General features: G+C 69.4%; 25 protein-coding genes. 10 read left to right on the forward strand and 15 right to left on the reverse strand.

The genetic code is table 11. The annotated features are described in order from the left end of the window. Positions 1-32: 32 nt before the first annotated feature. On the reverse strand, positions 33-1,469 hold the full coding sequence (glnA, locus tag ACN27E_RS02285; RefSeq protein WP_422746406.1) for a type I glutamate--ammonia ligase: 1,437 nt from the start codon (positions 1,467-1,469) through the stop codon (positions 33-35). Positions 1,470-1,614: 145 nt separating this feature from the next. On the opposite strand from glnA, the gene ACN27E_RS02290 reads away from it, so the two are divergent. Then, positions 1,615-2,097, forward strand: a complete 483-nt coding sequence (locus tag ACN27E_RS02290) for an RDD family protein (RefSeq protein ID WP_422746407.1) — start codon at positions 1,615-1,617, stop codon at positions 2,095-2,097. Between the two features lie 39 nt (positions 2,098-2,136). Here ACN27E_RS02290 and ACN27E_RS02295 read toward each other — a convergent pair whose 3' ends face one another. The 7 genes from ACN27E_RS02295 to sucB all read right to left on the reverse strand — a co-directional run bounded on the left by ACN27E_RS02295 (position 2,137) and on the right by sucB (position 10,134). Then, on the reverse strand, positions 2,137-2,988 hold the full coding sequence (locus ACN27E_RS02295) for an endonuclease domain-containing protein (protein ID WP_422746408.1): 852 nt from the start codon (positions 2,986-2,988) through the stop codon (positions 2,137-2,139). Positions 2,989-3,098: 110 nt separating this feature from the next. After that, entirely contained in the window at positions 3,099-4,919 is a 1,821-nt protein-coding gene (locus tag ACN27E_RS02300; protein WP_422746409.1) for an amidohydrolase, read from the reverse strand. 48 nt (positions 4,920-4,967) lie between these two features. Beyond that, the gene (locus ACN27E_RS02305; protein WP_422746410.1) at positions 4,968-5,720 is read right to left on the reverse strand and encodes a DUF4191 domain-containing protein; all 753 of its coding nucleotides are present in this window, start codon (positions 5,718-5,720) and stop codon (positions 4,968-4,970) included. Between the two features lie 4 nt (positions 5,721-5,724). Next, positions 5,725-6,702: a lipoyl synthase gene (gene lipA, locus ACN27E_RS02310; RefSeq protein WP_422746411.1), complete on the reverse strand. Its 978-nt coding sequence runs from the start codon at positions 6,700-6,702 to the stop codon at positions 5,725-5,727. Then, the gene (lipB, locus tag ACN27E_RS02315) at positions 6,699-7,382 is read right to left on the reverse strand and encodes a lipoyl(octanoyl) transferase LipB (protein WP_422746412.1); all 684 of its coding nucleotides are present in this window, start codon (positions 7,380-7,382) and stop codon (positions 6,699-6,701) included. The genes lipA and lipB overlap by 4 nt, the downstream gene beginning before the upstream one ends. A 17-nt stretch (positions 7,383-7,399) precedes the next feature. Beyond that, the gene (locus tag ACN27E_RS02320; RefSeq protein WP_422746413.1) at positions 7,400-8,317 is read right to left on the reverse strand and encodes a TIGR01777 family oxidoreductase; all 918 of its coding nucleotides are present in this window, start codon (positions 8,315-8,317) and stop codon (positions 7,400-7,402) included. 5 nt (positions 8,318-8,322) lie between these two features. Continuing rightward, a complete protein-coding gene (sucB, locus tag ACN27E_RS02325; RefSeq protein ID WP_422746414.1) occupies positions 8,323-10,134 on the reverse strand; it encodes a 2-oxoglutarate dehydrogenase, E2 component, dihydrolipoamide succinyltransferase in 1,812 nt (603 codons plus the stop codon). 151 nt (positions 10,135-10,285) lie between these two features. Between sucB and ACN27E_RS02330 the strand changes: the two genes are divergently transcribed. Then, positions 10,286-10,636, forward strand: a complete 351-nt coding sequence (locus ACN27E_RS02330; protein ID WP_422746415.1) for an oxidoreductase — start codon at positions 10,286-10,288, stop codon at positions 10,634-10,636. Then, the gene (locus ACN27E_RS02335; RefSeq protein ID WP_422746416.1) at positions 10,633-12,354 is read left to right on the forward strand and encodes an SDR family oxidoreductase; all 1,722 of its coding nucleotides are present in this window, start codon (positions 10,633-10,635) and stop codon (positions 12,352-12,354) included. Before ACN27E_RS02330 ends, ACN27E_RS02335 begins: the two co-directional genes overlap by 4 nt. Positions 12,355-12,407: 53 nt before the next feature. Here the strand turns inward: ACN27E_RS02335 and ACN27E_RS02340 are convergent, their stop codons facing one another. Further along, entirely contained in the window at positions 12,408-13,922 is a 1,515-nt protein-coding gene (locus ACN27E_RS02340; RefSeq protein ID WP_422746417.1) for a leucyl aminopeptidase, read from the reverse strand. Between the two features lie 25 nt (positions 13,923-13,947). On the opposite strand from ACN27E_RS02340, the gene gcvT reads away from it, so the two are divergent. Both gcvT and ACN27E_RS02350 read left to right on the forward strand, forming a co-directional pair. After that, positions 13,948-15,042, forward strand: a complete 1,095-nt coding sequence (gene gcvT / locus ACN27E_RS02345) for a glycine cleavage system aminomethyltransferase GcvT (RefSeq protein WP_422746418.1) — start codon at positions 13,948-13,950, stop codon at positions 15,040-15,042. Positions 15,043-15,064: 22 nt separating this feature from the next. Then, positions 15,065-16,171, forward strand: a complete 1,107-nt coding sequence (locus ACN27E_RS02350; RefSeq protein ID WP_422746419.1) for a branched-chain amino acid aminotransferase — start codon at positions 15,065-15,067, stop codon at positions 16,169-16,171. Here the strand turns inward: ACN27E_RS02350 and ACN27E_RS02355 are convergent. Genes ACN27E_RS02355 through ACN27E_RS02370 form a run of 4 tightly spaced genes read right to left on the reverse strand, consistent with a single transcriptional unit; the run spans position 16,168 to position 19,196 of the window. Next, entirely contained in the window at positions 16,168-16,914 is a 747-nt protein-coding gene (locus tag ACN27E_RS02355) for an adenosylcobinamide-GDP ribazoletransferase (RefSeq protein ID WP_422746420.1), read from the reverse strand. The two genes, ACN27E_RS02350 and ACN27E_RS02355, sit on opposite strands and share 4 nt — an antisense overlap. Further along, the gene (gene cobT, locus ACN27E_RS02360) at positions 16,911-17,957 is read right to left on the reverse strand and encodes a nicotinate-nucleotide--dimethylbenzimidazole phosphoribosyltransferase (protein WP_422746421.1); all 1,047 of its coding nucleotides are present in this window, start codon (positions 17,955-17,957) and stop codon (positions 16,911-16,913) included. The genes ACN27E_RS02355 and cobT overlap by 4 nt, the downstream gene beginning before the upstream one ends. Then, positions 17,954-18,481, reverse strand: coding sequence for a bifunctional adenosylcobinamide kinase/adenosylcobinamide-phosphate guanylyltransferase (locus ACN27E_RS02365; protein WP_422749542.1), 528 nt, complete (start codon positions 18,479-18,481; stop codon positions 17,954-17,956). The genes cobT and ACN27E_RS02365 overlap by 4 nt, the downstream gene beginning before the upstream one ends. 10 nt (positions 18,482-18,491) lie before the next feature. Beyond that, a complete protein-coding gene (locus ACN27E_RS02370) occupies positions 18,492-19,196 on the reverse strand; it encodes a DUF3043 domain-containing protein (protein WP_422746422.1) in 705 nt (234 codons plus the stop codon). 149 nt (positions 19,197-19,345) lie between these two features. Between ACN27E_RS02370 and ACN27E_RS02375 the strand changes: the two genes are divergently transcribed. Next, positions 19,346-19,708 carry a HesB/IscA family protein gene (locus ACN27E_RS02375; RefSeq protein ID WP_422746423.1) on the forward strand — a complete coding sequence of 121 codons (363 nt, stop codon included), beginning with the start codon at positions 19,346-19,348 and terminating at the stop codon, positions 19,706-19,708. A gap of 23 nt (positions 19,709-19,731) precedes the next feature. Here the strand turns inward: ACN27E_RS02375 and ACN27E_RS02380 are convergent, their stop codons facing one another. After that, positions 19,732-20,361 (reverse strand): hypothetical protein, encoded by a 630-nt coding sequence (locus ACN27E_RS02380; RefSeq protein WP_422746424.1) that lies wholly within the window; start codon positions 20,359-20,361, stop codon positions 19,732-19,734. A gap of 158 nt (positions 20,362-20,519) precedes the next feature. Between ACN27E_RS02380 and ACN27E_RS02385 the strand changes: the two genes are divergently transcribed. Both ACN27E_RS02385 and ACN27E_RS02390 read left to right on the forward strand, forming a co-directional pair. Next, on the forward strand, positions 20,520-21,494 hold the full coding sequence (locus ACN27E_RS02385) for a carbohydrate kinase family protein (protein WP_422746425.1): 975 nt from the start codon (positions 20,520-20,522) through the stop codon (positions 21,492-21,494). A 98-nt stretch (positions 21,495-21,592) separates the two neighbouring features. Further along, positions 21,593-22,312: a DUF4333 domain-containing protein gene (locus ACN27E_RS02390; protein WP_422746426.1), complete on the forward strand. Its 720-nt coding sequence runs from the start codon at positions 21,593-21,595 to the stop codon at positions 22,310-22,312. On the opposite strand, the gene asnB is transcribed toward ACN27E_RS02390, so the two are convergent. Continuing rightward, entirely contained in the window at positions 22,309-24,258 is a 1,950-nt protein-coding gene (asnB, locus tag ACN27E_RS02395) for an asparagine synthase (glutamine-hydrolyzing) (protein ID WP_422746427.1), read from the reverse strand. The genes ACN27E_RS02390 and asnB overlap by 4 nt on opposite strands. A 137-nt stretch (positions 24,259-24,395) precedes the next feature. Here asnB and ACN27E_RS02400 point away from each other — a divergent pair, with 137 nt between their 5' ends. Both ACN27E_RS02400 and ACN27E_RS02405 read left to right on the forward strand, forming a co-directional pair. After that, entirely contained in the window at positions 24,396-25,460 is a 1,065-nt protein-coding gene (locus tag ACN27E_RS02400) for a cytochrome c oxidase subunit II (protein WP_422746428.1), read from the forward strand. Between the two features lie 9 nt (positions 25,461-25,469). Next, positions 25,470-25,889 (forward strand): cytochrome c oxidase subunit 4, encoded by a 420-nt coding sequence (locus ACN27E_RS02405; protein WP_422746429.1) that lies wholly within the window; start codon positions 25,470-25,472, stop codon positions 25,887-25,889. Positions 25,890-25,926: the final 37 nt, after the last annotated feature.

A 25,926-nucleotide genomic window follows, 5' to 3' on the forward strand; every position in this document is an offset into this window, starting at 1 on the left:
TGCTCCACCCGGCCCCTGCTCGATGCTGTCGGTTACACGTCGAAGTACAGCGCGACCTCATAGGGGTGAGGCCGGATCTGGATCGGCAGGATCTCGTTCTCCCGCTTGTAGGAGATCCAGGTCTGGATCAGATCCTCGGTGAAGACGCCGCCCTCGGTGAGGTACTCGTGGTCGTCCTCGAGCCGGTCGATCACGGCCGACAGCGAGGTGGGCGCCTGCGGGATGTTGGCGGCCTCGTCCGGCGGCAACTCGTAGAGATCCTTGTCCACCGGCGCCTGGGGCTCGATCTTCTTCTTGATGCCGTCGATGCCGGCCATCAGCATCGCCGCGAACGCCAGGTACGGGTTACCCGAGCTGTCCGGGCAGCGGAACTCGAGGCGCTTGGCCTTCGGGTTGTTGCCGGTGATCGGGATGCGCACGCAGGCGGAGCGGTTGCGCTGGCTGTACACCAGGTTGATCGGGGCCTCGTAGCCCGGCACCAGGCGCTTGTAGGAGTTCACCGTCGGGTTGGTGAATGCCAGCAGCGAGGGTGCGTGGTGCAGGATGCCGCCGATGTAGTGGCGGGCGACATCGGACAGCCCCGCGTAGCCCGACTCGTCGTGGAACAGCGGCTGGCCGTCCTTCCACAGCGACTGGTGGGCGTGCATACCCGAGCCATTGTCACCGAACAGCGGCTTGGGCATGAACGTGACGGTCTTGCCCTCCTGCCACGCGGTGTTCTTGATGATGTACTTGAACAACAACACATCGTCGGCCGCATGCAGCAGCGTGTTGAACTTGTAGTTGATCTCGGCCTGGCCGGCGGTGCCCACCTCGTGGTGGCCGCGCTCGAGCACGAAGCCGGCGTTGATCAGGTTGGTGGCCATCTTGTCGCGCAGGTCGACATAGTGGTCGTACGGCGCGACCGGGAAGTAGCCGCCCTTGGGGCGCACCTTGTAACCGCGGTTGGGGCTGCCGTCGGCCTCGAAGGGCTCACCGCTGTTCCACCAGCCGGATTCGGAATCGACCTCGTAGAAGGTGCCGTTCATCTTCGAATCGAAGGTGACCGAGTCGAAGATGTAGAACTCGGCCTCGGCTCCGAAGAAGCAGGTATCGGCGATGCCGGTGCTGGTGAGGTAGTTCTCCGCTTTGCGGGCCACGTTGCGCGGATCGCGGGAGTAGGCCTCGCGGGTGAACGGATCGTGCACGAAGAAGTTCAGGTTCAGCGTCTTCGCGTGCCGGAACGGGTCGATGCGCGCGGTCTCGGGATCGGGCAGCAGCATCATGTCCGACTCGTGGATGGACTGGAAGCCGCGCACCGACGAGCCGTCGAACGCGAGCCCGTCCTCGAAGACGCTCTCGTCGAACGCCGACGCCGGGATCGAGAAGTGCTGGACGACACCGGGCAGATCGCAGAAGCGAATGTCGACGTATTCGACGTTCTCGTCCTTGATCTGCTTGATGATGTCGTCGGCCGTCTTTTCTGCCACTGAGTTGTCTCCTTTACTGGTGAACCCGCGCGTTGACGCTATGGACACGATGTTGCACGGTCGTCAACCGCATGTTGCGTGGACGTTACGGAGCTACCGACAACCGTCGGCTCACGTCCGCGGAGGCGCCGCCTAAGCTGACAGTATGGCCCGCGCGCTCGGCTCCTGGCTGTCCGGTCCCGAATCCCATCGCGGACCCGGCGGCCCGGGCCAACCACCCAACGAATATCCGGGGCAGCGGCTCGGACTGCCGGCTGACGGCCCCGGGTCGATCGCCCGGTTCGGCCGGCGGGTGGCCGCCATGCTCGTCGACTGGTTCATCGGATATGGTCTCGCCGCGCTGGCCATGGCGTTCGGCTGGATCTCGGTCGGCGCGATGTCCACCGCGATCCTGGCGATCTGGTTCGTCATCGGTGTCGCGTCGGTGCGGTTGTTCGGGTTCACCCCGGGTCAGCTCGCGCTCGGGCTGTCGGTGGCGTCGATGGACGAGCGCATGCACGTCGGGCTGGGGCGGGCCGCCGCGCGGGGCCTGCTGATCGCCCTGGTCATCCCGCCGCTGTTCACCGATGCCGACCTGCGCGGCCTGCACGACCTGGCGACGAAGACGGCGGTGGTGCGCCGAACGTGAGCTGAAGTCCCAGATTCGGCCCGAGTTTCGGGCGCGAGCTCACGTTCGACCGGCTTCGCGAAGCGCGGCTTCGGTTCTTGCGACGAGGACCGCCGGACGACGGTGCAGCAGCTCGGCATTGACGTGCACGATCCGCCAGCCCAGCGCCGTGAGGCGGGCCCGCCGTTCCAGGTCGCGATCGCGGACGGCCGGATCCGTCCAGTGCTGTGCGCCGTCGTATTCGACGCCGACCTTCCAGCGTGGGTAGCCCATGTCGATGCGCGCGACGAAGCCGTCGCGGTCGAAGACCTCGATCTGCGTGTGCGTCGGGCGCAGACCGGCCGCGGTGAGGACCAGCCGCGTACGGGTCTCCTGCGGCGACTCCGCCCCGGCCTCCGACAGCGCCAGCACCCTCCGCAGCTGCACGAGACCGCGCACACCGTGATGGCGTGAGGCGAGCGCTTCCACGGCATCCGGATCCAAACGCGTGGCCTGTCTGAGCGCATCCAGTCGCACCACGGCCGTCGTCAGCCCTTTCCGACGGCCCAGGTCGAATGCGGTTCGGGCCGGAGTCGTAATGGGGACGCCGCCGATCTCGCACCTCTCGTCCTCGGCGAGAACGTCGCTGTGCAGCAGGATGCCGGTGGTCCTGTGACGGCTCGGCTGGTTGAGTTCGGCAGGCAGCTTCGCGTCGATCCACCTCGTGCCGAGCAGCGCCGCGGCGGAAACACCTGCGACGGTGGCCCGTCGGCCCGACCAGAGCCACGCCGCCACCGCCCTGTCGACGCAGGTCAGAATCTGACCGCGGGGAACGTAGACGTTGCGGAACACCGTGTCGTACCGCGTCGAAAGCTGATACCTGTTGACGACCCCGGCCGCCAGGGCTTCACTGCCGAGAAAGGGTCGCTGCACTCAGGTAGGACGGAGGCGACGCCCGGACGGTTCCGACGCCGCCGAACGTGAACTCGCGCCCCATGTTCGGCCCGGATTTCGACCGCAAGCTCACGTTCGAGGCCCACACGTCAGGACTCGTGCCGGACCTGGCCGTTCATCATGGTCAGCGAGATGTTGGTGGCGTGGATCTCCTGCGGGTCGATCTCGAAGATGTTGCGGTCGAGCACGATCAGGTCGGCCAATTTGCCGACCTCGAGCGAGCCGACCTTGTCGTCCAGCCGAATCTGATGGGCGGCGCCGAGGGTGTTGGCGTGCACCGCCTCCTCGACCGACAGCTTCTGATCGGCCGGTGCCAGCACCGCGGCGGCCGGGTCGCCGATCAGCCGCCGGGTCACGCCGATCTGGATCGAGTCCAGCGGTTTGTAGGTCGAGAAATAGCCAGCCGCAGGCCAGTCGGTGCCCAGCGACACCCGCCCGCCCGACCGGAGGACGTCCTGCACCCGGTACAGCAGTTCCTTGCGCGGCGACCCGTAGCGGGCGCCCATGTTCTGGATGGTGTCCGGATCGGCGGACATCCAGTTCGCCGAGAACTGTGCCGTCACATCGAGTTCGGCGAACCGCGGGGCGTCGCTGTCCTCGAGGTACACCAGGTGGGCGACCGCGTGCCGCCGGTCGCGCGCCGGATTGGCGGCGATGGCGCGTTCGATCGCGTCGAGCCCCACCCGGGCGGTGCGCTCACCGCAGGCATGGATGTGGACGTCGAAGCCGGCGGCGTCGACGTCGCCGACCAGCCGGTGCCACTGCTCCTCGCTGAACGGGGAGGCGCCCGTGGAATCGGGTTTGTCGGCGTAGGGCTCGATCAACCAGGCGGTGTATCCGCCCTGCGTGCCGTCGCCGATGATCTTGACGACGTTCACCGACACCAACTCACTGGAGACCTCGTCACGCACCGCGCGGAACTTCTCGACGGTCCCCTCGATCGGCGTGGTGCGTACGGAGTACGACGCGACGACGCGGAACGGCAGTAGGCCGCGCCGCTCGACGTCGGTGTAGAGCCGCAGGATCGCGGCCTGATCGTCGCCGATCGGCGGGACACCGGCGTCGAAGACCGAGGTGATCCCCGCCGCGGACGCCTTCGGAAGCCAGCCCTCCACCAGCGTGCCCATGGTCTCCGGCGAGATCGGCTCCACCGCGTCGACCAGGCTCAGCACCGCGTTGACCTCCAGGACGTAACCGGTGGGCTCGCCGTTCACATCGCGGGCGTAGTAGCTGAACTCGGGGATCGGGTCGGGGGTGTCGCGGTTGACGCCGGCCAGTTCCAACGCCTTGCTGTTGGCCCACAGGCTGTGTCCGTCGATGGCGAAGAAGAACCCCGGCCGGTCGGGCAGCACCCGGTCCAGATCCTGCCGCGTCGGGCCCTCCGGCCCGAACATGTCCACCCGCCAACCGAATCCGCGTATCGGACCGTTCGGGTTGTCCTTCGCGTATTGGGCGATGGCGGCCAGGGCGTCTTCTCTGGTCGGCACCTGCAGGTCGACCCCGGAGGTGAGGAACGACCCCAGGAACGGATGTGTGTGCCCCTCCACGAACCCGGGCATCAGCAGTTTGCCACCGAGATCGATCACCCGGGTCGCTGAGCCGGCCAGCGCCATGGCGCCCGCATCGTCACCGACGTAGGCGATCGAGTTGCCTTTGACCGCCACCGCCTGCGCCCACCGCTCGGGACCGGTGACGGTGTAGACCTTGCCGTTGCGGAAGACGACATCGGCCTGGTCGGAGCCGCCGTCATCGCCGCCCTGTCCCTGCGGTGCCGACGAGGATTCGCCGGGGGACGAACAGGCGGCCAGTGCGGTGGCCGCGGCGACGACCACCGCGCCGCGCAGCGCTGTCCGGCGCGTCGTCCGGCCGAACCGGGCGAAATGCGGCGCCCACTCACATGCTGTGCACATTCGCCGAAGTATGGCCGATGCCCAGGCGCGGTGCGGTGCGGCGCGCCGCTACCGCCGGCGGACGGTGCGCTGCACGCCGCGCATCTTGGCCTGCGTCGGCAGCGGTCCCTTCGGCATGGCCGCCGGGCCGACCTTGGTGCCCAGGGCCGCGAGCCGCGATTCGAGGGCATCCATCTGCTTGACGGTGATGTTGGCGGGCAGTTTGGTCAGGTGCCGTTCCAGCTTGGACAGTGGCACCTCACCCTCACCGTTGCCGACCACGATGTCGTAGATCGGAGTGTCACCGATGAGCCGGGCGGTGCGCTTCTTCTCCTGCGCGAGAAGGGGTTTCACGCGGGCGGGGGAGCCCTCGCCGACGAAGATGACCCCGGGGCGGCCGATCACCCGGTGCACCGCGTCGAAGTGACCGGTGGCGGCGACGCCGGGCGTCACACGCCATTTGCCACGCAAGTTCTCCAGCGCCCAGGCCGCGGCGCCGGTCTGACCTTCGGCCTTGCGGTACACCGACTTCTGCGCGCGGCGACCGAACACGATGAACGCGACCAGCAATCCCAGGATCACGCCGAGCGGGATCAGCGTGTACATCGTGAACCCGCCGACCAGCACGCCGACCGCCACCGAGATGCCCACGATCAGCACGAACGCGCCGATCATGTACGGCAGCAGCCGCTTGTCCTCTTTGCGCTGGATCTGGAACGCCTGCCACAGCTGGCTGCGCCGCTGCTTGCTGGCCGCCTTGCGGGCCGCCTTCGCCTGGGCTTTGGCTTCCTTGCTCGCAGCAGGGGTGCGGGATTTCGCCATGTGCTCAGGATACGGGTGGTGTGGCGGCCGGTTTCAGCCGCGCGGCCTGCGCGTACAGCCGCCCGGCCCGGTAGGACGAACGCACCAGGGGACCGGCCAGCACGCCGGCGAAGCCGAGCCCTTCGGCGAACTCGGCGAACTCCACGAACTCCTCGGGCTTGACCCAGCGTTCCACCGGGTGGTGGCGAGGGGAGGGGCGCAGATATTGCGTGATGGTGATGATGTCGCAGCCCGCTTCATGCAGGTCCACCAGCGCGGTGCGGACCTCGTCCGGGGTCTCGCCCATGCCGAGGATCAGATTGCTCTTGGTCACCAACCCGTCCTCGCGGGCCGCGGTCAGCACCCCCAGGCTGCGCTCGTAGCGGAACGCGGGGCGGATCCGCTTGAAGATGCGCGGCACCGTCTCGACGTTGTGCGCCAGCACCTCGGGACGGGACTCGAACACCGTCTGCAGCTGCACGGGATCCCCGTTGAAATCCGGGATGAGCAACTCGACGCCCGTGTTCGGATTGAGGCGCTTGATCTCACGCACCGTCTCGGCGTACAGCCATGCGCCGCCGTCGGGCAGATCGTCACGCGCGACGCCGGTCACCGTCGAATACCGCAGCCCCATCGCCTGCACACTCTCGGCGACGCGGCGCGGCTCATCCCGGTCGAGTTCGGCGGGCCTACCGGTGTCGATCTGGCAGAAGTCGCACCGCCGGGTGCACTGTTCGCCGCCGATGAGGAACGTGGCCTCGCGATCCTCCCAGCATTCGAAGATGTTGGGGCAGCCGGCCTCTTCACAGACCGTGTGCAGACCCTCGCGTTTGACCAGCGATTTGAGCTCTTTGTACTCCGGGCCCATCTTGGCCCTGGTCTTGATCCACGGCGGCTTGCGCTCGATGGGCGTCTGGGCGTTGCGAACTTCCAGACGCAGGAGTTTGCGGCCTTCCGGAGCTGCGGAGCCGGCGACATTGGGCTCAGAAGGTGTGACCGTCACTGGGTCGATGGTACGCCCGACAGGGCGAGCCGCCCGTCGAGCGCATCGCACACCCGCTCGGCCACCGCCGCGACCACGTCCTCGACGGTGACCCGCATCCCGAGCTCGGCGGTCAGCGACGTCACCCCGGCGTCGGTGATCCCGCACGGCACGATCGCGGAGAAGGCGGACAGATCGCAGTCGCAGTTCAGCGCGAACCCGTGCAGGGTGGTTCCGCGCGACACCCGGATGCCGATGGCGCCGATCTTGCGCTCCGGACGCCGGGAGTCGGCCGGCAACCACACCCCGGACCGTCCGTCGACCCGGCCGGCAGCGAGGCCGAACTGCGCGCAGACCGCGATCAGCGCCTCTTCGATGCGGCGCACGAAGTTGACCACGTCGAGCGGTTCGGCCAGCCCGATGATCGGATAACCGACGAGCTGACCGGGGCCGTGCCAGGTGATCTTGCCGCCGCGGTCGGTGTCCACCACGGGCGTCCCGTCCAGCGGCCGCTCATGCGCCTCGGTCCGTTTGCCCGCCGTGTACACCGGCGGATGCTCGAGCAGCAGCAGGGTGTCCGGACCGCCGCCGACCCGGGCGTCGGCGACCTCGCATTGCCGCTGCCAGGCATCGAGGTAGTCGATCGTGCCGAGCCGACGCACCTCGACCGGAGCGGCCGAGGACCGGATGGAAACCGCCATGTCAGAAACGCTACTCGTCAGGCGTCTTTCGGGCCGGTGGCATACGCCAGGGCCTCACCGACGGTGCTGTGGTGGAACGTGAAACCGGCCCGTTCCAGCGCGGCGGGGATCGCGCGCTGCCCGCCGAGCAGTCCCTCGTCGGCGAACTCGCCCAGCACGGCGCGCAACGCGAAACCCGGCACCATCAGCGGCGTGGGCCGCCGCACCGCCCGGCCGAGCGCCGCGGTGAACTCGGCGTTGGTCACCGGAGCGGGTCCGGTCAGGTTCACCGGGCCCGACACCTCGTCGTCGTCGATCGCGAACAGAATCGCGCGCACCTCGTCTTCGAGGCTGATCCACGGCATGTACTGGCGGCCGTTGCCGAGCCGGGCGCCCGCGCCGAGGGAGAACAGCGGCTTGATCCTGGCCAGCAGCCCGCCGGCGGGAGCCAGCACCAGACCCGACCGCAGCAGCACCACCCGCGAGCCGGCCGCGGCCGCCATGCGGGTCGCGGCTTCCCAATCCACGCACAGTCGGGCCAGGAAACCCGAACCCGCGGGCGCCGATTCGTCGGTGATCCGGGTGCGGGTGTCGCCGTAGTAGCCGACGGCGCTGGCGTTGACGAGCACCGGCACCCCGGCGTCGGCGACCGCGGCCGACAGCACCTCGGTGGGCGCGATCCGGCTGTCCCGCAGGCTCTGCTTGAACGCGCCCGACCAGCGCCGCTGACCGACATTCACGCCGCACAGATTGACCACGGCGTCCATCCCCTGCAGCGCGCCGGCGTCGAACTCGCCGGAGTCGGGGTTCCAGAACAGCTCGTCGGCGTTGGACGGCGCGCGGCGCACGATCCGCACCACCCGGTGGTTCGCCGCGCGGAGCGCCGACACCAGTGCCGAGCCGATGAGGCCCGACGAACCCGCTATCGCGATGACCGAACCCGATGGCCTGGCCACGACGGTTACAGCCCCAGGTCCGCCTCGAACGCACCCTCTTCGAGGCGGCGTTTGACGGTGGTCAGGAACCGGCCCGCGTCGGCGCCGTCGATGAGCCGGTGATCGTAGGTCAGCGGGAAGTACGCCACCGACCGCACACCGATCAGCTCGTTGCCGAACTCGTCGACGATCACCCGAGGCCGTTTGACGATCGCCCCGGTACCCAGCATCGCCGCCTGCGGCGGCACCAGGATCGGGGTGTCGAACAGCGCGCCCTGGCTACCGATGTTGGTGATCGTGAACGTGCCGCCGGACAGCTCGTCGGGCTTGAGGTCACCCGAGCGCGCCCGGGCCGCGATGTCGGAGATCGCCCGGGCCAGCCCAGCCAGGGACAGATCGCCGGCGTTCTTGATCACCGGAGACAGCAGACCCTGCTCGGTGTCCACCGCGAAGCCGAGGTGTTCGGCGTCGTAATAGGTGATCTCCTTGGAGTCCTCGTTGTAGCTGGCGTTGACGTTCGGGTGCGCCTTGAGTGCGTCGATCACGGCGCGCGCGATGAACGGCAGATAGGTCAGGTTGACGCCCTCGCGTTCGGCGAAGTCGTTCTTCGCCCGGGCCCGCAGCGCCACGATCTTGGTCATGTCGACCTCGTGGGTCTGCGTCAGCTGCGCAGTGGCCTGCAGGGATTCACGCGTCTTCTTGGCGGTGAGCTGCCGGATGCGGTTGGCCTTCTGGGTGGTGCCGCGCAGGTGGGCCAGCGGTGCGTTCGCCGCATTCGCATCGGCGGGAGCCATCGCGGCCGCCGGGGACTTCGACGGTGCCTCCGCGGCCTGCTCGGTGTCGGACTTCGGCGCCTTCTTCTCCTCAGCCGCCGCCAGCACATCCTGCTTGCGGATGCGTCCACCGACACCGGTGCCCTTCAGGGTGGCCAGGTCGACATCGTGCTCGGCGGCCAGCTTGCGAACCAGCGGGGTGACGTAGGGGCCGGAATCGCCGGAGTCCTCCTGCTTGGGCTCGGGCTTCTTCTCCTGCTTGGGCTCCGGCTTCTTCTCCGGTTCGGGCTCGGGCTCGGGCTCGGGCTCGGGTTCCGGCTCGGGCTCGGGTTCCGGTTCGGGCTCGGGTTCCGGCTCGTCGTCGGAGTCGGAGTCGTCCGCGTCGTCCGCGTCGTCCGCGTCACCAATCTTGGCGAGCTCACCGCCCACCTCGACAGTGTCGTCCTCCTCGGCGGTGATCGAGATCAGCGTCCCGGCCACAGGCGAGGGGATCTCCGTGTCGACCTTGTCGGTCGACACCTCGAGCAGCGGCTCGTCCACCTCGACGGTGTCGCCGACCTTCTTCAGCCAGCGGGTGACGGTTCCCTCGGTGACCGATTCGCCGAGTTCGGGCATGGTCACCGACGTGCCGGAGCCCGACTTCTTGGGCTTGGAGTCGGACTTGGGCTTGGATTCCGGCTCGGGTTCGGGCTCGTCCTCGGTGTCCTGGGTGTCTTCGGACGCCTCCTCGGCGGGCTTCTCCTGCTCCTCGCCGGAGTCCTCGTCACCCGACTCTTCGTCGCCGGAACCCTCGTCGCCGGAATCCTTCGAGTCCCCGGATTCCTCACCGCCCTCGCCGATCACGGCCAGCTCGCCACCGACCTCGACCGTGTCGTCCTCCTGAGCCACGATCTTCTGCAGCACACCCGCAGCGGGTGACGGGATCTCGGTGTCGACCTTGTCGGTCGAGACCTCGAGCAGTGGCTCGTCCTGTTCGACGGTGTCGCCCTCCTGCTTCAGCCACCGCGTGACGGTGCCTTCGGTGACGCTCTCACCGAGAGCGGGCATCTGAACAGAGACGGCCATGTGTGTTGACTCCCTCGAACGGCTCGGTGGTACCGGGTCGAAATGTCGGCTCCCATCCTTCCACGTCTGGTCTCGCTGTTCGCCGCAGACTCGGGTAGTGCCTGCTCTGGCACTATCGACAGAGAGGGAACGAGAAGGGAGCCGTGCGCAGGTGGGGATCTTCAGCAAATTCCGGGGCCGACGCTCGGGTCGCGCCGACGGCCGTGACCCCGCCGCCGATCTGCGCTATCTGCGGCAGTGGGTCGCCGACCACCAGGGCGTGGAGGCGTTCATCGAACCGCAGACCGCGGTCACCGAGGTCACGGTGGTGCTCGTCGCCGCCGACGGCGAATGGACCCGGCGCCGCGCCGGGGGAGACGCCGGGGCGCACAAACTCTCCGACCGGCTGAAGATCCCGGTCTACGACGTGCAGAAGGTCGGATATCCGCAACGGATGCGTGACTACGACGCGCGCAAGCGCATCGAGCGCAAACGTGCGGCCCGTCAGGAACTGGACGGATGACGCCCACCCGGACCGGCCCGCGCTTCGTGGACAGCACCGACGACGTCCGCATCGCGGTGTACGAGGAAGGCGACCCGGACGGCCCCGTACTCGTCATGGTGCACGGCTGGCCGGATTCGCACGCGCTGTGGGATCAGGTGGTGCCGCTGCTGGCCGACCGCTTCCGCATCGTGCGCTACGACAACCGCGGGGTCGGAGCGACCTCGACACCGAAACCGGCGTCGGCCTATGCGCTGGAGCGGTACGCCGACGACCTCGCCGCGGTTCTGGACGCGGTGAGTCCCGGCCGGTCGGCCCATGTGGTGGCTCACGACTGGGGATCGATCGGCACCTGGGAGTACCTGGGCCGTCCCGAGGCCACCGCCCGTGTCGCGTCGTTCACCTCGATCTCCGGTCCGAGCGCCCACCATGCGATGCGCTACGTCCGCGGCGCGCTGGCCCGCCCGTGGCGGCCGATCCGCTTCGCCCGCGGGGTGTCCCAGCTCGCCCGGCTGGCCTACATGGTGCTGTTCTCGGTGCCGGTGCTGCCCGGACTGGCGGTGCGGGCCTTCGGCGGACCGTTCATCGCCTCGTCCACCGCGGCCGACGCAGCCGCCAGCATCAAGGTGTACCGGGCCAACGCACTGCCCTCGCTGCTGCATCCGAAAGCCGACCACCACGTCGAGGCCCCGGTGCAGTTGATCGTCAACACCGCCGACCCGTTCATCCGGCCCCATGCCTTCGACGCCATCGGTCAGTGGGCGCCGCGGCTGTGGCGGCGTGAACTGAAGGCCGGCCACTGGTCACCCATCTCGCATCCTGAGGTGATCGCCCGCGCCGCCGCCCAATTCGCCGACCACATCGACGGTGCCCCGGCCTGCCGCGAGCTGCGCCGCGCCGAGGTCGGCCGGGTCCGCGACCACTTCACCGACACACTGGTCTCGGTGACCGGCGCCGGTAGCGGAATCGGGCGGGAGACCGCGCTGGCCTTCGCCGCCGAAGGCGCCGAGGTGATCGTCAGCGACATCGACGAGGCCGCGGCGCGGGAGACCGCGGCGACCGTCACCACGGGCGGCGGCACCGCCCACGCCTACCGGCTCGACGTCTCCGACGCCGAGGCGGTCGAACGCTTCGCCGACGAGGTGTGCGCCGCACACGGGGTGCCCGACATCGTCGTCAACAATGCGGGCATCGGCCAGGCGGGCAGCTTCCTGGACACCCCGCCCGAGCTGTGGGACCGCGTCCTGGACGTCAACCTCGGTGGGGTGGTCAACGGCTGCCGCGCGTTCGCGCGCCGGCTCGTCGAACGCGGAGCCGGCGGACACATCGTCAACGTCGCGTCGATGGCGTCCTACGCGCCGCTGCAATCGCTCAACGCCTACTGCACGTCCAAGGCCGCGGTGTACATGTTCTCCGACTGTCTACGAGCCGAACTCGATTCCGCGGGCATCGGGCTGACCACCGTCTGCCCGAGCACCGTGAACACCAACATCGTGCGGGACACCCGCTTCTCGGCGCCGGCGGGCCGCACCGCCGACGTGGCCGGCCGGCGCGGTCAGCTGCAGCGGATGTTCGCGATGCGCCGGTTCGGGCCGGACAAGGCAGCCCAGGCGATCGTCTCAGCGGTCAAGGCCGACAAGGCGATTCGCCCCGTCATGCCCGAGGCCTACCTGGTCTACGGGGTGTCCCGGGTGGCGCCGCAGGTGCTGCGCAGCACCGCGCGGGGCCGCGTGCTCTGAACAGCTCCCGCCGGCGGAGGCCGGGATTCAGCCCCGCCGGCGGAGGCCGGGATTCAGCCGTTGCGGGCGATGTCCTCCAGGACGGCGAACATGGTGCGCGTCGGCACGCCGGTGCCGCCCTTGACGGTGTAACCCCAGGGCAGGCCGGAGTTGTAGGCCGGCGCCGCGACGTCGATGTGCGCCCATTCGACACCCTCGGCGACGAATTCACGCAGATAGGTGCCCGCGACCAGCATGCCGGCATATCGCGAGCCGCTGACGTTCGCCAGATCGGCGACCGTCGACTTGAGGTCCTCCCGGAGTTCCTCCGGCAGCGGCATCGCCCAGCCGTTCTCGCCGACCTCACGCGACCGCGAGGCCACCCGGTCCCGGAAATCGTCGCTGCCCATGACGCCCGGGGTGCGCGAACCCAATGCCACGATCTGGGCGCCGGTCAGCGTCGAGGTCTCGATCAGGTAATCCGGATCGTCCTCGCAGGCGCGCACGATCGCGTCGGCCAGGATCAGTCGGCCCTCGGCGTCGGTGTTGAGCACCTCCACGGTGGTGCCGCCGTACTGGGTGAGGACGTCGCCGGGGCGCTGCGCGGTCGCCGACGGCATGTTCTCGGCCATCGGTACGGTGGCGATCACGTCGATCGGCAACTTCTGCCTGGCCGCGAGCACGACGGTCGCGATGACCGCGGCGGCACCGCCCATGTCCGAGGTCATGTGGTGCATGTTGGCGGCCGGTTTGATCGAGATGCCGCCGGTGTCGAAGGTGATGCCCTTGCCGACCAGCGCCACCCGCTTGCCCTTGCGTTTGGCGCCCTTGTGGCTCAGCCGCACCAGGCGCGGCAGGCGCGAGGAGCCCTTGCCGACCCCGACGATGCCGCCGTATCCGCCCTTGGCCAACGCCTTGTCGTCGAGGATCTCGACGTCCAGGCCGGTGGCTTCGCCCAGAGCCTTTGCGCGCTTGGCGAATTCGTCGGGGTAGAGGTGACTCGGCGGGGTGTTGACGAAATCCCGAGCCGTCGCGACGGCGCTGGCGATGTCGATGGCGCGCTGGACGATGTCGCGGGTGCGACTCTTCGGCTCCTCCGACAGCGCGGTGATCGATCGCAGTCCCTCGTCCTTGGGTGCGGTCTTGGCGCTGCGGAACTCGGTGAACCGGTAGCTGCCGAGGATCAGCCCTTCGATCGTCGCGCTCAGATCCACGGCGGACAGGGTGGTCAGGACGGCGGAGACCTTGTCCAGCGAGCGGGCGGCGGTGCCCGCGGCGCGGCGGACGGTGTCGGACGGCCACTCGTCGCGGGTTTTGCCCAGCCCGATGGTCAGCACGCTGGCCACCGGCAGCGAGCCGACCACCAGCCGGTGGATCTGACCTTCCTTACCGGTGCCGCCGACCGCCGCGAGTGCCGATTCGATGTCGGCGATCTGGGCCCGGTCGAGGAACGGGTCACCCGCCAGTACGGCGGCCGTGTCGTCGGCGCTCACCACCGGGACCACCAGCACGGCCTCGCCGATGCCGCGGCGCGGCAGGGAGGAACTGACGGTGACGGCGGGGGCCTGATAGCCGGGATCGTTGCTCACGGGAATCCACCCTAAGCTCTTTGGGGTGAGCGAACCTCTGCACGGCCCACTCGAAGACCGTCACCGCGCGCTGGGCGCCACCTTCGCCGAATTCGGCGGCTGGCTGATGCCGGTCTCCTACGCCGGCACCGTCAGCGAGCACACCGCCACCCGCAACGCCGTCGGACTGTTCGACGTCAGCCACCTGGGTAAGGCGCTGGTGCGCGGTCCGGGGGCCGCGGCTTACGTCAACTCCGCGCTCACCAACGACCTGGGCCGCATCGGACCGGGTAAGGCGCAATACACGCTGTGCTGCAACGAGTCCGGCGGTGTGATCGACGATCTGATCGCCTACTACGTCGCCGACGACGAGATCTTCCTGGTGCCGAATGCGGCCAACACCGCGGCCGTGGTGGCCGCCCTGGCCGCGGGGGCGCCCGACGGGGTGACCGTCACCGACGAACACCGCTCCTACGCGGTGCTGGCGGTGCAGGGCCCCAAGGCCACCGAGGTGCTCACCGCCCTGGGTCTGCCGACGGACATGGACTACATGGGGTACGCCGACGCCGACCTGGCCGGCGTGCCCGTGCGGGTCTGCCGCACCGGATACACCGGGGAACAGGGCTACGAGCTGCTGCCGCCGTGGGACGACGCGGGGCCGGTGTTCGACGCGCTGCTGGAGGCCGTGCGCGCGGCCGGCGGTGAACCGGCGGGCCTCGGCGCCCGCGACACCCTGCGCACCGAGATGGGTTACGCGCTGCACGGTCACGAACTGTCCCCGGAGATCTCCCCGCTGCAGGCACGGGTCGGCTGGGCGATCGGGTGGCGTAAGGACGCGTTCTGGGGCCGCGATGCGCTGCTGGCCGAAAAGGCGGCCGGACCGGAGCGCCTGCTGCGCGGGCTGCGCGCCGTCGGCCGCGGTGTGCTGCGACCCGATCTGACCGTCTACGACGGGGACACCGCGATCGGGGTGACGACGTCGGGCACCTTCTCACCGAGCCTCAAGGTCGGCATCGCGCTGGCCCTGCTGGACACCGCCCACGAGGTCGCCGACGGCAGCCGGGTGGAGGTCGACGTCCGCGGACGGCGGGTGGAGTGCGACGTGGTCAAGCCGCCGTTCCTGACGGCGAAAACCCGCTAGCGCAGCCCGATACAATTCCCCCATGACTGACGGCCCTCTCGAGTTCACCGTGGCGCGCAACGCCGAGCCGGCGACCGACGAGGTGCGGGCCGGCATCCTGGCCAACCCCGGCTTCGGGCGGTACCACACCGACCACATGGTCTCGATCGACTGGACGTCCGACGGCGGCTGGCACAACGCGCAGGTGCTGCCCTACGGCCCGATCGAACTGGATCCGTCGGCGATCGTGCTGCATTACGCGCAGGAGATCTTCGAAGGACTCAAGGCCTACCGGTGGGCCGACGGGTCGGTGGTCTCCTTCCGGCCCGAGGCCAACGCCGCGCGGCTGCGCGCGTCGGCGCGGCGGCTGGCGATCCCGGAGTTGCCCGAGGAGCTGTTCCTCGCGTCGCTGCGAGAGCTGATCTCTGTCGACGAGCTGTGGGTGCCGCCGGCCGGCGGCGAGGAGTCGCTGTATCTGCGGCCCTTCGTCATCGCCACCGAACCCGGACTCGGGGTGCGGCCGGCCAACGAGTACCGCTACCTGGTCATCGGCTCTCCGGCCGGAGCGTACTTCCCGCGCGGGATCAAGCCGGTGAGCGTGTGGCTGTCCCACGAATACGTGCGGGCCAGCCCCGGCGGCACCGGTGCGGCGAAGTTCGGCGGCAACTACGCCGCCTCACTGCTGGCCCAGGCCGAGGCCGCCCATCACGGCTGCGACCAGGTGGTCTGGCTGGACGCCATCGAACGCCGCTACGTCGAGGAGATGGGCGGGATGAACCTTTTCTTCGTCTTCGGCAGCGGCGGTTCGGCCCGTCTGGTCACCCCCGAGCTCAGCGGGTCACTGCTGCCGGGCATCACCCGGGATTCGTTGCTGCAGTTGGCCACCGACGCCGGCTTCGCCATCGAAGAGCGCAAGATCGACGTCGACGAGTGGCAGAAGAAGGCCGCCGCCGGGGAGATCACCGAGGTGTTCGCCTGCGGGACCGCCGCGGTCATCACCCCGGTCAGCCACGTCAAACACACCGACGGGGAATTCACCATCGCCGACGGTCAGCCGGGTGAGGTCACGATGGCGCTGCGCGACACCCTGACCGGCATTCAGCGCGGCACCTTCGCCGACACCCACGGCTGGATGGCCAAGCTCAGCTAGCCGATCGCCAGACCGACCGCGGCCAGGGTCGTCGTCACCTCGATCGAGGCGCCCAGCACATCGCCGGTGATGCCGCCGAATCGGCGCACGCAGTGCCGCACCAGTAGCGCGGCGCACCCGACGGCGACCACGATGACCAGCGGACCCTGCCAGGGCCGCGGTGTCGCCACCGTCGCCGCCGCGGCCAGCGCGACCAGCCACGCCGCCGCCACCACGGCCGGCTGAGTGCCGGCGACCGCCCCGCCCAACGTGCTGCCCTCGGCGGCCGGGACGCCGCGCCGGCAGGCCGCCACCGCCGCGACGCGGCCCGCGGTGACGGCCACGACGACCGCGGCCGCCCCCTGCCAGCCGCCCGGCTGCTGCGCGAACGCCAGACCCTGAGCTCCCACCGCCACCACCACCGCGGCGGCGCCGAACGCGCCGGCCGACCCGTCGCGCATCACCTGCAGTGCGCGCGCGGGCGGTCCGTAGCAGCCCAGCCCGTCGACGGTGTCGGACAGACCGTCGATGTGCATACCTCGAGTGAGCAGCAGCAGCGTGGCGACCGCGAGCAGTCCGGCCAATGCACTGTGCACGCCGAACGCCCACGTTCCGGCGAACACCACTCCGGCGGCCACGGCGCCCAGCGCCACCCCCACCAGGGGCAGCGCCGACATCGCATCCCGGCCCAGGGCGCCGCCCCGGCCCGCGGGCACCGGCAGCACCGTGCCGAACGCGAAAGCCCCGGCCAGCGCACCGATCACGACGAGACGCCGGCCTCGTCGAACGTCGCCATCCCCGACAGCGCCGCCACCGCCGCCCGCACGACGGGCAACGCGACCGCCGCACCGGTGCCCTCGCCGAGCCGCATCCCCAGATCGACGATCGGTGTCAGCTCCAGGCGCTCCAGCGCAAGGGTGTGGCCGGGTTCGGGGGAGCGGTGCCCGGCCTGCCACCACTGCCGCGCCCCCGGCGCGAGCCGGTCGGCGACCAGCGCGGCCGCGGTGACGACCAACCCGTCGAGCAGCAGCGGGGTGCGCCGCACCGCGGCCTGGGCGCAGAAGCCGGCCATCGCCGCGAGATCGGCGCCACCGCACACCCGTAGCAGCGCCACCGGATCGGTGGCCACCTTCTTGGCCCGGTAGCGCGCGTCGCGGACCGCCGCGGTCTTGCGGGCCCAACCGGCGTCGTCGATCCCGGTGCCTCGACCCACCACGGCGACCGGCTCCGAGCCGGTCAGCAGACAGATCAACGTCGTCGCGGCGGTGGTGTTGCCGATGCCCATGTCACCGGCGATCAGCAGATCCGCCCCCGAATCGACCTCCTCGTCGGCGATCCGGCGGCCGGCCGCGATCGCCGCGACGGTCTGCTCGTCGCCCAGCGCATCCTCCACCGCGATGTTCCCGCTGCCCCGGCGCACCTTCACCGCGCCGATCGCGGCGGAGTGCGGTTCGTCGGCGTCGACGGCGACGTCGACCACCCGCACCCCGGCGCCGGCCGTCTCGGCCAGCGCGTTGATCGCGGCGCCGCCGGTGGCGATGTTCGCCACCATCTGTGCCGTCACCTCCGCGGGATAGGCGGACACCCCCGCCGAGGCGACGCCGTGATCGCCGGCGAAGACCACCACCCGCGCACGGGTGAACGGTCGGGGCGGGCATACGCCCTGGCATCCGGCCACCCACACCGACAACTCCTCCAGCCGGCCCAGGGCGCCGCGGGGTTTGGTCAACCAGTCCTGGCGGGCGCGCGCCGCTGCCACCGCCGCGGCGTCGGGCGGCACCACCGCGGTGAACGCGGGTTCGGTCACGCTGGCTCCTTCACGGTGATCGGCTGGCCCGCGACGACGAGGACGACGCGGTCACAGCACTCGGCGAGACGCTGATTGAGCAGACCCAGCTCGTCGGCGAAGCGCCGTCCCGATGAGGTCGCGGGAACCACGGTCAGCCCGACCTCGGGACTGACCAGCATGAGCGGCGCCGCGAAGTCGCGCACGGTGTCCACCAGGGCGCCGGTGGCCGCCGCCACCGACGCGCCGGTCCACGCTCCACAACGGTCCATCTCGGCGGTCAGCCAGCCGCCGATGTCGTCGACCAGCGCCGCGGTCCGGTCCGCGCGCAGGCGGGCGGTGACGTCGGTGGTCTCTTCGGTGACCCAGTGCGAGGGTCGGCGTTCGCGGTGTGCGGCCACCCGGCGCGCCCATTCGGCGTCCTGGCCGGCCGGCATGCCGGTGGCCAGATAGCGGACCGGATCGGTCCCGGCCGACACGGTGATGGCGGTCTCGGCCCAGCGCGACTTGCCCGACCGGATCCCCCCGAGCACCAGGGTGCGCACCGCAGGGGGCTCAGGCAACCTTGGCGCCGGCAACCTTGGCGCCGCGCTCGACCTGCGGGCGCGGCGCCCGCATCCGGCGCAGCTGCGACGCCCGGCTGGCCGCATAGAAGCCGAGCTTCCAGCCGCTTTCGGTGTTGCCCGGGAACTTCTCGTCGACCAGGCGGTTCACCCGGCGCCCGATGAGGAAACCGTCGATGATCATGATCAGCACCAGAACGAGCATGGCGGGGGACAGCAGCCGCTGCACCTCGACCGACGGCACCGCCAGCATGATGAAGATCAGCGCCAGCGCGGCCGGCATGAACAGACCCAACACGTTGCGGCGCGAGTCGACCACGTCGCGAACGTAGCGGCGCACTGGACCCTTGTCGCGAGGCAGCAGATAGGCGTCGTCACCGGCCATCATCCGCTCGCGGCGTTCGGCCATGCCCGACCGGCGTTCCAGCCGTTCGGCCTTGCGTTCCTCGCGGCTGAGCTTGGGACCGCGCAGCTCCTTGCGGCGCTTGCGGGCCTCAGCGGCGGTCAGCGGGGCCGGGGCGACCGGACCGCGGCGTTTGGCGGCGTCCCGTTTGGGGGTCGGTCGGCCCTTGGGCGCCGTGCTGCGCTCCCGCGAATCCTCGTCGGCCGCCGAATCCGCCGGCGAGGCAACCACGGCGCCGTCGCCAGCGGTGTCCCTGGGGTGCTCATCGTCGTTTCTGCGGCCCAGCAATTTCACACCCCCAGGTTACTTGCCCGTGGCGGACCGCAGACCGGCCGGGAGCCACCTCGGGAATAGGTCGAAAGCAAGGTACCGTTGAGATGTCTGGCCAGTGTCGTGGTCAGTGATCTGGCCATGAACCACAGCAGGGATGCAAAGGGAGAGCAATGACTGTTCAGGACGAGTCGGCGACCGCCACCGCAACCCACGGTGTGCTCCTCACGGACGCCGCGGCGGCCAAGGCCAAGGCTCTGCTCGATCAGGAGGGCCGCGATGACCTGGCTCTGCGGATCGCGGTGCAGCCGGGCGGGTGCGCCGGTCTGCGGTACAACCTGTTCTTCGACGACCGCGCCCTCGACGGCGATCTGACGGTCGAATTCGGTGGGGTCAACCTCACCGTCGACCGGATGAGCGCGCCCTATGTGCAGGGCGCCACCATCGACTTCGTGGACACCATCGAGAAGCAGGGCTTCACGATCGACAACCCGAATGCCACCGGCTCCTGCGCCTGCGGCGATTCGTTCAACTGAGCGCCGGCTGATCGCAGCGGCGGCTAGTACTGGCCGCCGCTGCGCAGCAGATACGAGCACACCAGGACGTCGCTGGGCTGGATGAGCAGCTGGGCGACGGCCTGCACCTCCTCCGCGGGAGGCTGCTTACCGCGCGATGAACTCGCCGCCGGCGCCACCCGCATCGTGAACAACACCTGGGCCTGATTGCTCGACCACGGCACGATCGTGTCGATCGAGCTGACCTCGGCCTTGCTGAACTGCTTGCGGAACGCGTCGCCGGCCAGGCCGGCCAGCGCCATGTCCGAGCGCTTCTCCTTGACCGCGTCGAACAGCCCGCACAGCGTGTTGCGGGCGATCGTCTCGTCGTCGCCGTCGGACAGCGCGTTCAGATAGTTCTGGATCGCCGTGCGCGCCGTCTCGTCGCTGAGCGGACCGACGGCCGGCCGGCCGCCGCTGTCGCGGGTGCCGACCGCGACCGCCACCACCGCTGCGGCGATCACCAGTACGGCGACCACCCCCGCGATCAGCGGTCCGCGTCCGCGCTTGCGATACGGCACCGGCGGCGGCAACGTGCCCGGATACATCGGTGCGCCCTGGGCGGGATACGGTGGCGCGGGCGGTCCACCCGGCTGCGCCGGGTAGGGCTCCGGATACGGATACGGGCCGGCCATCGAGTAATTCGCTCCCCGGGTCGTGCGGTCGGATCACCGGTCTACAGTGACCGCGCGGGCATTCGTAGGCAGGTTAGCGCACGACCGCCGGACCGTCGGGTGAGCCGCTGGGGGCTACAGTCAGATAGACAAGGTAACGAAATGAAGGGTGACGGTTCGTGACCATCGCGGTGACCGGCTCCATTGCCACCGACCATCTCATGCGCTTCCCCGGGAAATTCTCCGAACAGTTGCTGCCCGATCACCTGCAGAAGGTGTCGTTGAGCTTCCTGGTCGACGACCTGGTGATGCACCGCGGCGGCGTCGCCGGGAACATGGCCTTTGCGATCGGAGTGCTCGGCGGGGACGTCGCCCTGGTCGGCGCCGTCGGCCAGGACTTCGACGACTACCGCAACTGGCTGGAGTCCGCCGGCGTCGACACCAAGAGCGTGCTGGTGTCCGAGTCGGCCTACACCGCCCGGTTCGTGTGCACCACCGACGAGGCCATGGCCCAGATCGCGTCGTTCTACCCGGGCGCCATGTCGGAGGCCCGAAACATCTCGCTGGCCGACGTGGTCAAGCGGGTCGGCACCCCCGAGCTGGTCATCGTCGGCGCCAACGACCCCGACGCCATGTTCCGCCACACCGAGGAATGCCGTGACCTGGGCCTGGCGTTCGCCGCGGACCCGAGCCAGCAGCTGGCCCGATTGGACGGGGCGCAGATCCGCGCCCTGATCGACGGCGCCGCCTACCTGTTCACCAACGACTACGAATGGGATCTGCTGCTGCAGAAGTCGGGTCTGTCCGAAGCCGAGGTGATGAACCAGATCGGGCTGCGCGTCACCACCCTGGGTCCCAAGGGTGTCGACCTGGTCAGCTCCGACGGCACGTTCATCCACGTCGACGTGGTCCCCGAGAAACACCAGGCCGATCCGACCGGCATCGGCGACGCGTTCCGCGCCGGCTTCCTGACCGGCCGCGCGGCCGGGCTGAGCCTGGAACGCTCGGCGCAGCTGGCATCGCTGGTTGCGGTGCTGGTGTTCGAGGCGCCCGGCCCGCAGGAGTGGACCTGGGACCGCGACGAGGCGGTGCGGCGGCTGACCGACGCCTACGGCGAGGACGCCGGTCGCGAGATCGCCGAGGCGTTGAACTAGCCGTCCGGCGTCGGATGCGCTGTTAGCATTCGCCCGACGCGCGGCGACCGCCCCGCTCATCGAGCGAGGTGCGAGGAGACGTTGTGCGGACTGTGCCGGTGACCGTTGGCATCGCGGCGATCGGCGCGGCAGCCCTGGCGGGCTGCAGCTTCAGCATCGGCGCGGATTCCACGCCGAAGGTGACCAAGGACGAGCTGCAGAAAAACCTCACCACGAAGCTGACCGAGGCCGGCACGACACCGAACTCGGTCACCTGCGAGCAGGATCTGATCGGCGAAGTGGGCAAGACCAGCCGCTGTGCACTCGACCTGGGCCCGACCGACAGCATCGAGGCGTTGATCACCGTCACCGGCGTCGACGGTTCGACGATCGACTACGACGCCACACCCTCGGTGACCCAGGAGCAACTCGAGGCGTCGGTGTCAGCCCTGCTGTCCCAGTCCGCGCCGGTGGATTCGGTGGCCTGCGACGCGGGTCTGGAACCGACCGTCGGCACCGGCACGTTCTGCACGGTCACCGCCGAGGATGTCCCGGTGCAGCGCGAGGTGACCGTCGATCGGGTCCAGGGTCTGCTGGTGGACTACAGCGTGCTGCCGGTGCTCAGTGTCGACGAGGTGGTGGCCTCGTTGACCGATCAGCTCGAGCAGCAGCTCGGTGCGCGGCCCGAGACGGTCGACTGCGCGAGCGAGTTGCAGGGCAAACCCGGTGCGACCACGGAATGCACCGTGACCCTCGGTGCCGACACGCAGGATTTCGTGCTGACCGTGAACACGGTCGAGGGCACCAACGTGAACTACGGCTTCGCGCCCAAGACCTAGAGCTGCACCGGATAGTGCGGCTCGCTGATCTGCGGGGTCACGCTGCCGTCGACGAAGATCGCATGCCAGAGCATGAAGATCAGCACCGTCCACAGCCGCCGGCTGTGATCGCTCTCGCCGTTGCGGTGTTCGTCGAGCATCCGGCGCACGGCCTGCAGGTCGATCAGCTCACCGGTCTGTGACGCCGCGACGGTCTCATAGGCCCACTCGAGCAGTTCGCCCGCCCGCAACCAGTGCCGGATCGGCACCGGGAAGCCCAGTTTGGGTCGATGCAGGACATGCGGCGGGATCACCGGTTCCAGCGCGCGGCGCAGCGCGTACTTCGTGGTCGCCCGGGTGATCTTCTGCTCCAACGGCAGCCGCGCGGCCACCGCGAACACCTCCGGGTCCAGGAACGGCACCCGAAGTTCCAGCGAATTGGCCATGGTCATCTTGTCGGCTTTGACCAGGATGTCGCCCCGCAACCAGGTGAACAGATCCAGATGTTGCATCCGCGCGACGGGATCCCAGCCCTGCGACTGGTCGTAGACCGGTGCGGTGACATCGGTGTGGGTCCAGTCGGGGGAGAAGCGGCGCAGCACCGAGCGCAGCTGGGCGTCGGAGAAGCTGCGGGCATTGCCGTAGTAGCGCTCCTCGAGCGTCAACGACCCGCGGTGCAGCAGGCTCTTGCCACGCAGACCCTCCGGCAACGGACCCGACGCCCGGCCCAGCGACCGGCGTACCGGCCGCGGCAGATAGTCGAAGGCCCGCAGCGACAGCGGTTCGCGGTAGATGGTGTACCCGCCGAACAACTCGTCGGCGCCCTCCCCGGACAGCACCACCTTGACGTGTTTGCGGGCCTCCTTGGCGATGAAGTACAGCGGAACCAGCGCCGGGTCGGCGACCGGCTCGTCGAGGTACCAGACGATCGCGGGCAGCGCCTCGACGAACTCCGCCTGGCTGACCACCTTGGTCACGTGGCGGGCGCCGATCGCTTCGGCGGACGCCACCGCGACGTCGACCTCGGAGAACCCCTCGCGTTCGAATCCGGTGGTGAACGTGATCAGCCGGGGGTTGTGCCGCATCGCCAGCGCGGCGATCGCCGTCGAGTCGATCCCGCCGGACAGGAAGGAGCCGACGGTGACGTCGGCGCGCATGTGCTTGGCCACCGAATCCTCGAGAACGGCGGTGATCTCGTCGTAACGGGCCTGATCGTCGCCGGAACCGGTGCGGAACGGACGCGCGTCGAAGCGCGGCGCGAAATATCGCGAGACGACCGGCTCGGCACCGGGACGGATACGCGCATAACTGCCCGACTCCAGCCGGCGGATCCCGCGGTGCAGGGTCTCGGGTTCGGGCACGTACTGCAGCACGGTGTAGTGCTGCACCGCCCGCTGGTCCAGGCTCAGGTCGATACCGAGCTGATCGGCGACCGCCAGCAGACACTTCTTCTCGCTGCCCACCGCGGTGCCGCCGGGGCCGGCCGCCAGATAGAGCGGCTTGATGCCGAACGGGTCACGGGCGCAAAACAGCTCCCCGTCCACGGTGTCCCACAGGGCGAACGCGAACATGCCGCGCAACCGCGTCAGCGCCGCGGTACCCCAGTGGTGATAGGCCGCGATGATCGCTTCGCCGTCCCCGTCGGTGACGAACACCGCACCGAATTCGGCGCGCAGCGCCTCCCGCAACTCGAGGTAGTTGTAGATCTCCCCGTTGAAGACCAGGACGTAGCGCTCGGGCGACTCGGGCGGGCCCCAGCGCAGCGGCTGGTGGCTGTGGGCGATGTCGATGATCGACAGCCGGTTGAAGCCGAGCACGATCGACGGCGCGGCCGGATCGTCGGTCCACGTCCCCGGCTCGTCGGGCCCCCGGTGCCGCATCAGGTCAGCAGCCCCTGAAACCGCCTCGACCAGCGCGGAGGAGGGCTGCGCGGACGGGTTTTTCAGGAACGCCAGCAGTCCGCACACGGCGCCAAGTATGCCCAATGCACCGGCGACGGGGTGCGACGGCACGCAAAGGCCGGGTGTGTCGAGACCACCGCCCACGGGTGGTCTACGCTGCGTAGTATTCGGCTGGCTTCACGGAGTTCTTAGGAGGCGCCAACGTGACCCCTCGTGGTCGGAAGGCGAAGGCACGCACAGCGGCATTGGCACTGGTCCTGGGGGCCACCGCAGTGCTGCTCAGTGGCTGCAGCTGGTCGGAGGTGCTCGGCCTGGGCTGGCCCACCGGCATCACTCCCGAAGCGCATGTCAACCGGGAGCTGTGGATCGGCTCGGTCATCGCCGCGCTGGTCGTCGGCGGCATCGTGTACGTGCTGATCTTCTGGACCAGCCTGTTCCACCGCAAGAAGGCGACCGATACCGAACTGCCGCGCCAGTTCGGCTACAACATGCCGCTCGAGCTGACGCTGACGGTCATCCCGTTCCTCATCATCTCGGTGCTGTTCTACTTCACGGTGGTCGTCCAGGAGCAGATGCTCGCCAAAGAGGACAACCCCGAGGTCACCATCGACGTGACGGCCTTCCAGTGGAACTGGAAGTTCGGCTACAACTCGGTGCGGTTCGCCGACGGCACCATCAACTACGACGGCACCGATCCCGAGCGGTCCGCGGCCGTCGCGTCGCAGCCGGGCCTGGGAGAAGAGGCCGGCGGCGAGACCGCCACCGCCGAGGGCGAGCACTCCGAGTTCGGGGCCATCGCCGGCAAGAATCCCGAGGACCGCAGCTACCTGGCCTTCGACAAGATCGAGACGCTCGGAACCAGCGAGGAGATCCCGATCCTGGTCCTGCCGAGCGGGAAGCGCATCGAGTTCCGCATCGCCTCGGCCGACGTGATCCACGGCTTCTGGGTGCCGGAATTCCTGTTCAAGCGGGACGTGATCCCGAACCCGCAGGCCAACAACTCCGACAACATCTTCCAGGTCGCGGAGATCTACGAGACCGGGGCGTTCGTCGGCCGTTGCACCGAGATGTGCGGCACCTACCACGCGATGATGAACTTCGAGGTCCGGGTGGTCGAGCCGAACGACTTCAAGGCGTATCTCGATCAGCGCATCGCCGGTAAGACCAACGCCGAGGCGCTGCAGGCGATCAACCAGTCACCCACGGCCACCACCACCCGCCCGTTCGAGTCCCGCCGCGGCGAGATGGCCCCCCAGGCGAGCAGGTAGGACCTCTCCATGCATATCGAAGCCAGGTTGTTCGAATTCCTGACGGCGTTCTTCGCGCTCGCCGCCGTGGTCTACGCCGTCCTGACGGCGGTGTTCGCGGAGGGCGGCGTCGAATGGGCCGGCACGACGGCACTCGTCCTCACCACCGGTCTGACCCTGATCACCGGCACGTTCTTCCGCTTCGTCGCGCGCCGGCTCGACACCCGGCCGGAGGACTACGAGGACGCCGAGATCAGTGACGGCGCCGGCGAACTGGGCTTCTTCGCCCCGCACAGCTGGTGGCCGATCCTGATCGCGCTGTCGTTCTCGACCGCGGCCGTCGGCGCCGCCCTGTGGTTGCCGTGGCTGATCGTCGCCGGCATCGTGTTCGTCCTGACTTCCGCAGGCGGCCTGGTCTTCGAGTACTACTGGGGCCCCGAGAAACACTGACGCGTTCTGCTGGGCGAAGATCACGAAACGATCACCA

This window comes from Mycobacterium sp. WMMD1722 (assembly GCF_049315205.1).
Taxonomy (GTDB): Bacteria; Actinomycetota; Actinomycetes; order Mycobacteriales; family Mycobacteriaceae; genus Mycobacterium.

Coding starts and splice junctions, on each gene's coding strand:
- ACN27E_RS02405 (WP_422746429.1), top strand. CDS start 25,470: ATGCATATCGAAGCCAGGTTGTTCGAATTCCTGACGGCGTTCTTCGCG.
- sucB (WP_422746414.1), bottom strand. CDS start 10,134: ATGGCCGTCTCTGTTCAGATGCCCGCTCTCGGTGAGAGCGTCACCGAA.
- ACN27E_RS02300 (WP_422746409.1), bottom strand. CDS start 4,919: ATGTGCACAGCATGTGAGTGGGCGCCGCATTTCGCCCGGTTCGGCCGG.
- ACN27E_RS02350 (WP_422746419.1), top strand. CDS start 15,065: ATGACTGACGGCCCTCTCGAGTTCACCGTGGCGCGCAACGCCGAGCCG.
- ACN27E_RS02335 (WP_422746416.1), top strand. CDS start 10,633: ATGACGCCCACCCGGACCGGCCCGCGCTTCGTGGACAGCACCGACGAC.
- ACN27E_RS02375 (WP_422746423.1), top strand. CDS start 19,346: ATGACTGTTCAGGACGAGTCGGCGACCGCCACCGCAACCCACGGTGTG.
- lipB (WP_422746412.1), bottom strand. CDS start 7,382: ATGGCGGTTTCCATCCGGTCCTCGGCCGCTCCGGTCGAGGTGCGTCGG.
- ACN27E_RS02380 (WP_422746424.1), bottom strand. CDS start 20,361: ATGGCCGGCCCGTATCCGTATCCGGAGCCCTACCCGGCGCAGCCGGGT.
- ACN27E_RS02305 (WP_422746410.1), bottom strand. CDS start 5,720: ATGGCGAAATCCCGCACCCCTGCTGCGAGCAAGGAAGCCAAAGCCCAG.
- ACN27E_RS02290 (WP_422746407.1), top strand. CDS start 1,615: ATGGCCCGCGCGCTCGGCTCCTGGCTGTCCGGTCCCGAATCCCATCGC.